Source organism: Variovorax sp. P4_D9, assembly GCF_056401695.1.
Window position 1 is genome coordinate 1 of sequence record NZ_JBFUIU010000721.1, and the last position, 4,435, is coordinate 4,435.

Here is a 4,435-nt window from a genome sequence, read left to right on the forward strand (position 1 = left end):
CTCCAGGACCAGGCGAGCCAGTTGTCGCGCGCCGTCAGCGTCTTCAAGCTGGAGCGCCCGGCCGTGTCGCGCATGGCGGCGGCATCTCCGGTGGTGGCCTTGGACAAGGCCCGAGCCGCGAAAGCGCAAACCTCCGCACGCAAGCCCGCCGCCACCGCCCCCGCGCCGGTCGGGGCGGGCGACTGGGAAGCGTTCTAGATAGCGGCTCGCGCTCTTGACAGGATCAAGCCATATCAGCGGTCGGCCGCCCCGCGCGCCGGCGGCCGCTCCGGCCCGTCGACCGGTTCGGCCCGCATCGGCGAACGCCCGGCCACCGGGCGGGGAACGCCCTTGAGCGAGCCATAGGTGTGGGCGTAGACCCAGGTGAACTCCGCGCCCAGCAGGAAGATCTGCGCCGAGTAGTAGACCCACACCAGCACCACCACCAAAGACCCGGCGGCGCCATAGCCCGAGGCGACACCGGTGGTGCCGATGTACAGGCCAATCAGGTACTTGCCGACCGTGAACAGCACCGCGGTCACCGTGGCCCCGACCCAGACGTCGCGCCACTGCACGCTGACGCGCGGCATGACCTTGTAGATCATCGCGAAGCCGACGGTCACGGTCAAAAAGCTGAAGATCGAATCGACGTTCTGCGCCAGCTTGGCCCAACCGCCGAACATCGGCGCCCACCATTCGCCCAGGGCCGCTAGCGCCGCGTTGACTACCAGCGACACGATCATCAGGAAGCCGATGCCCATGATCATGCTGAACGACAGCAGCCGGGTGCGCAGCAGCGACATGAGGCCGCCGCCGTCGTTGCGCGCCGGCGCCCGCCAGATGCGATCGAGCGCGTCCTGCAGTTCGCCGAACACTGTGGTCGCACCGACCACCAGCAGGCCGATGCCGACCACGGTGGCGACCACGCTCTGGGTCGGCTTGTTGAGGGCTTCCAGCATCGACTGCACCGTTCGCGCGCCGTCGGCGCCCATCAGCCCCGACAACTGCTCGAAGATCTCGCCGCGGGCCGCCTCCTCGCCGAACACCAGGCCGACCACCGAGATCACGATCAGGATCAGCGGCGCAACCGAGAACACCGTGTAGTAGGCCAGCGCCGCGCCCATGCTGGGTGCGTAGTCGGCCTGCCACGAGGCCACGGAGTCCTTGCAGAGATCGAAGAGCGAGCGTGCGTTCATGGCCTGAGTTTGGCAGCAAGCGGGGCGGGCCGGCGTCGGACGGCGCGCTAGCCAGCGCCGTCCGGCCCGCCCAACGATAATCGCCGCTCATGCAATCGGCATCCTCATCCATCGCGGCGGCAGCGCCCGATCGCCCACGCCCCAAGTCCCCGCGCGACCTGTTCTTTTCCTGCACCTGGCTCGCGTTGCAGGGCTTCGGCGGCGTGCTGGCCATCGTCCAGCGCGAGATGGTCGAGAAGAAGCGCTGGCTCACCCCCGACGAATTCCTCGAGGACTGGGCCGTGGCCCAGGTGCTGCCGGGCCCGAACGTGATCAACCTGGCGCTGATGATCGGCGACCGCCACTTCGGGCTGCGCGGCGCGATCGCGGCCGTGGCCGGCATGCTGACGGTGCCGCTCGGCGTGATCCTCGTGCTGGCGGTGCTCTATGCCCACTACGCCGGCAATTCGCAGGTCGCCGGCGCGCTGCGCGGCATGGGTGCGGTGGCCGGCGGACTGATCGCCGCCACCGGCATCAAGCTGGTGCCCCAGCTGCGCAAGCACCCGCTCGGCTTCGCCACCTGCCTCGGATTGGTCGCGCTGGTGTTCGCCGCGATCGCCCTCTTCCACATCCCGCTCGGCTGGGTGCTGCTGATTGTCGGTGGCCTGGCCTGCATCTGGACCTGGCGGAAGATTCCGCGATGACCATCGTCATGCACTGGCAGGACTGGCTGTCGCTCTTCGCGCAATACCTGATGCTCTCGCTACTGTCGATCAGCGGTGCCATCACCACCGTGCCCGACATGCACCGCTACCTGGTCAGCGACCACGGCTGGCTGACCGACGCGCAGTTCAGCTCCTCGGTGGCGATCGCCCAGGCGGCACCCGGGCCCAACGTGCTGTTCGTGGCGCTGATGGGCTGGAACGTCGGGCTCAACGCCGGCGGCGGCATCGGGGCCGGTCCGCAGGCCTGGCTGCTGGGCCTGCTGGGTCTCGCGCTCACGATGCTCGGCATCATGCTGCCCAGCACCACTCTGACCTATTTCGCGACCCGATGGGGGCACCGCAACCGGAACCGGCGCGGGGTCCGCGCCTTCAAGCAGGGCATGGCTCCGATCGTGATCGGCCTGCTGGTCGCCACCGGCTGGGTGCTGGCGGCGGGAAACCATGCCGGCAACGCGCCCGCCTGGCACCTCTGGCTGCTGACCGGCGTTGCCGCGCTTATCGTCTGGCGCACCCGCATCCACCTGCTGTGGCTGCTGGGCGCCGGCGCGCTGCTGGGCGCCCTGGATTTCGTCTGAACTTCCCTTTCAAGGATCCTTCATGCAACTCCGACCCCTCGGCCGCTCCGGCCTCCAGGTTTCGCCGCTGGCCTTCGGCGGCAACGTCTTCGGCTGGACGGTGGACGAGGCGCTGTCCTTCCGCCTGCTCGATGCCTGGCTCGACGCCGGCTTCAACTTCGTCGATACCGCCGACGTCTATTCGCGATGGGTGCCCGGCCACGGCGGCGGCGAATCCGAGACTCTGATTGGCAAGTGGCTGCACCAGACCGGCAAGCGCAACCGCGTGGTGCTCGCGACCAAGCTCGGCAAGCCGATGGGCGACGGCAAGCAGGGCCTGTCGCCGGCCTACATCCACGAGGCCGTGGATGCCTCTCTTCGGCGCCTCAAAACCGACCACATCGACCTCTACCAATCGCATGACGACGACCCGGCGACGCCGATGTCGGACACCGCCGAGGCCTTCGCGGCGCTGATCGAGGCCGGCAAGGTGCGAGCGATCGGGGCCTCGAACTTCAGCACCCCGCGCCTGGCCGAGGCGCTGGACGTGGCCGAGAAGCAGGGCCTGCCGCGCTACGAGAGCCTGCAGCCGCTCTACAACCTTTACGACCGGGCGGTCTTCGAGGATGCGCTCGAGCCGCTGTGCCTGGCGCGCGGCGTCGGCGTGATCAATTTCTATGCTCTGGCGGCCGGCTTCCTCACCGGCAAGTACCGCAGCGAGGCCGATGCCGCGAAGAGCGCACGCGGCGCCAGCACGACGAAGAAATATCTGAATCCGCGCGGGCTGCGCATCCTCGATGCACTCGATGCCGCGGCCAGGGCGCACGACGCCACGCCGGGCCAGGTGGCGATCGCCTGGCAGATCGCGCGGCCGGCGATCACGGCGCCGATCGCCAGCGCGACCTCGATGAAGCAGCTCGCGGAACTAGTGGCGGCGACGGCACTTCGGCTGGCGCCCGAAACGATCGCTGCGCTGGATGCAGCGAGTGCCGAAGACAAGGTCCCGGCCGAACGGTAGGCTACCTCCGACACGGAATAGCGCCCGTGGCCGCTGCGCCTGAAGCGATGCGCAGGCAGACTGGGCCGATTCCAAGACCCGGAGAAAGAGCCATGTCCTTCGCCCTTTACATGATCGGTTTCCTGATCTTCCTGGCCGGCCTCGGCTGGGCCGCCTCGGTCGCCGGCGTGTCCACGCTCTACATCGGCATCGGCGCCCTGATCCTGCTGGGAATCGGCATCTTCAGCGGCGTCGGCCGCACGCGCGGCAAGGACCCCTCCTGAGCGCGACAGGCGACACCGGCGTTACGCTAGGGGATGAATTCGAAAGACCCGCTCGCCCCGCCCGCACTCGACCATTTCGCCGACCTCCGGGTCGAGGTCGGCAAACCGGAAGTCCTGAGCCGCGGCCCGCGCGGCATGCGCCGGCTGGTGCCGATCACCGGCGGCGAGGCCCGCGGCGACGGCTGGACCGCCCGGGTTCTGCCCGGCGGCACCGATTTCCAGCTGATCGTCAGCGACACCCTGTCCGAGCTCGATGCCCGCTACGGGCTCGAGACCGATGGCGGCGACCTGATCTACGTCCAGAACCACGCGCTGCGCGCCGCCCCGGCCGAGGTCATGGCGAAGCTGCTGCGGGGCGAACCGGTCGACCCGGCCCAGGTCTACTTCCGCTGCAATCCACGCTTCGAGACCGCCTCGAAGACGCTGGGCTGGATCACCGACCGCATGTTCGTCGGTGTCGGCGTCCGGCATCCCGCCGAGGTCGTGATGCGCTTCTTCAGCCTCTAGGAGCGTGTCGGGCTTTCCCGCCTACCCCGAGTGGGCGGCGGCTTGGACAATCGCGCCAGTTTAAATAGACCTCCACTGCATGAGCCGCTTCATTGCCGTAGATCGAGACACCGCCTACTTGCTGCCGCCGTCGGTTGATGAATGGCTACCGCAGGATCACCTGGCCCGCTTTGTCGTGGAGGTGATCGACCAGTTGGACCTGAGTGAGCTGGTG

General features: G+C 68.5%; 6 protein-coding genes and 1 pseudogene. 6 read left to right on the plus strand and 1 reads right to left on the minus strand.

Translation table 11 applies throughout. The features are described from left to right. A pseudogene (locus tag AC1DY5_RS43515) lies at positions 1–198 on the plus strand (methyl-accepting chemotaxis protein); the annotation flags it as partial. 35 nt (positions 199–233) lie between these two features. Here the strand turns inward: AC1DY5_RS43515 and AC1DY5_RS43520 are convergent. Next, positions 234–1,175 carry a YihY/virulence factor BrkB family protein gene (locus AC1DY5_RS43520; RefSeq protein ID WP_478120620.1) on the minus strand — a complete coding sequence of 314 codons (942 nt, stop codon included), beginning with the start codon at positions 1,173–1,175 and terminating at the stop codon, positions 234–236. A gap of 89 nt (positions 1,176–1,264) precedes the next feature. Between AC1DY5_RS43520 and AC1DY5_RS43525 the strand changes: the two genes are divergently transcribed. The 5 genes from AC1DY5_RS43525 (at position 1,265) to AC1DY5_RS43545 (ending at position 4,221) form a co-directional block, all read left to right on the plus strand. After that, entirely contained in the window at positions 1,265–1,858 is a 594-nt protein-coding gene (locus AC1DY5_RS43525; protein ID WP_478120621.1) for a chromate transporter, read from the plus strand. Next, on the plus strand, positions 1,855–2,454 hold the full coding sequence (locus tag AC1DY5_RS43530; protein ID WP_478120622.1) for a chromate transporter: 600 nt from the start codon (positions 1,855–1,857) through the stop codon (positions 2,452–2,454). The genes AC1DY5_RS43525 and AC1DY5_RS43530 overlap by 4 nt, the downstream gene beginning before the upstream one ends. A 22-nt stretch (positions 2,455–2,476) precedes the next feature. After that, positions 2,477–3,451, plus strand: coding sequence for an aldo/keto reductase (locus AC1DY5_RS43535; RefSeq protein ID WP_478120623.1), 975 nt, complete (start codon positions 2,477–2,479; stop codon positions 3,449–3,451). Positions 3,452–3,543: 92 nt separating this feature from the next. Then, positions 3,544–3,714 carry a hypothetical protein gene (locus tag AC1DY5_RS43540; RefSeq protein WP_478120624.1) on the plus strand — a complete coding sequence of 57 codons (171 nt, stop codon included), beginning with the start codon at positions 3,544–3,546 and terminating at the stop codon, positions 3,712–3,714. 33 nt (positions 3,715–3,747) lie between these two features. After that, positions 3,748–4,221: a DUF3237 domain-containing protein gene (locus tag AC1DY5_RS43545; protein WP_478120625.1), complete on the plus strand. Its 474-nt coding sequence runs from the start codon at positions 3,748–3,750 to the stop codon at positions 4,219–4,221. Positions 4,222–4,435: the final 214 nt, after the last annotated feature.

Bases quoted from the DNA above. Each gene is read 5' to 3' on its own strand.
- AC1DY5_RS43535 (WP_478120623.1), top strand. From the start codon at position 2,477: ATGCAACTCCGACCCCTCGGCCGCTCCGGCCTCCAGGTTTCGCCGCTG.
- AC1DY5_RS43530 (WP_478120622.1), top strand. From the start codon at position 1,855: ATGACCATCGTCATGCACTGGCAGGACTGGCTGTCGCTCTTCGCGCAA.
- AC1DY5_RS43525 (WP_478120621.1), top strand. From the start codon at position 1,265: ATGCAATCGGCATCCTCATCCATCGCGGCGGCAGCGCCCGATCGCCCA.
- AC1DY5_RS43520 (WP_478120620.1), bottom strand. From the start codon at position 1,175: ATGAACGCACGCTCGCTCTTCGATCTCTGCAAGGACTCCGTGGCCTCG.
- AC1DY5_RS43545 (WP_478120625.1), top strand. From the start codon at position 3,748: ATGAATTCGAAAGACCCGCTCGCCCCGCCCGCACTCGACCATTTCGCC.
- AC1DY5_RS43540 (WP_478120624.1), top strand. From the start codon at position 3,544: ATGTCCTTCGCCCTTTACATGATCGGTTTCCTGATCTTCCTGGCCGGC.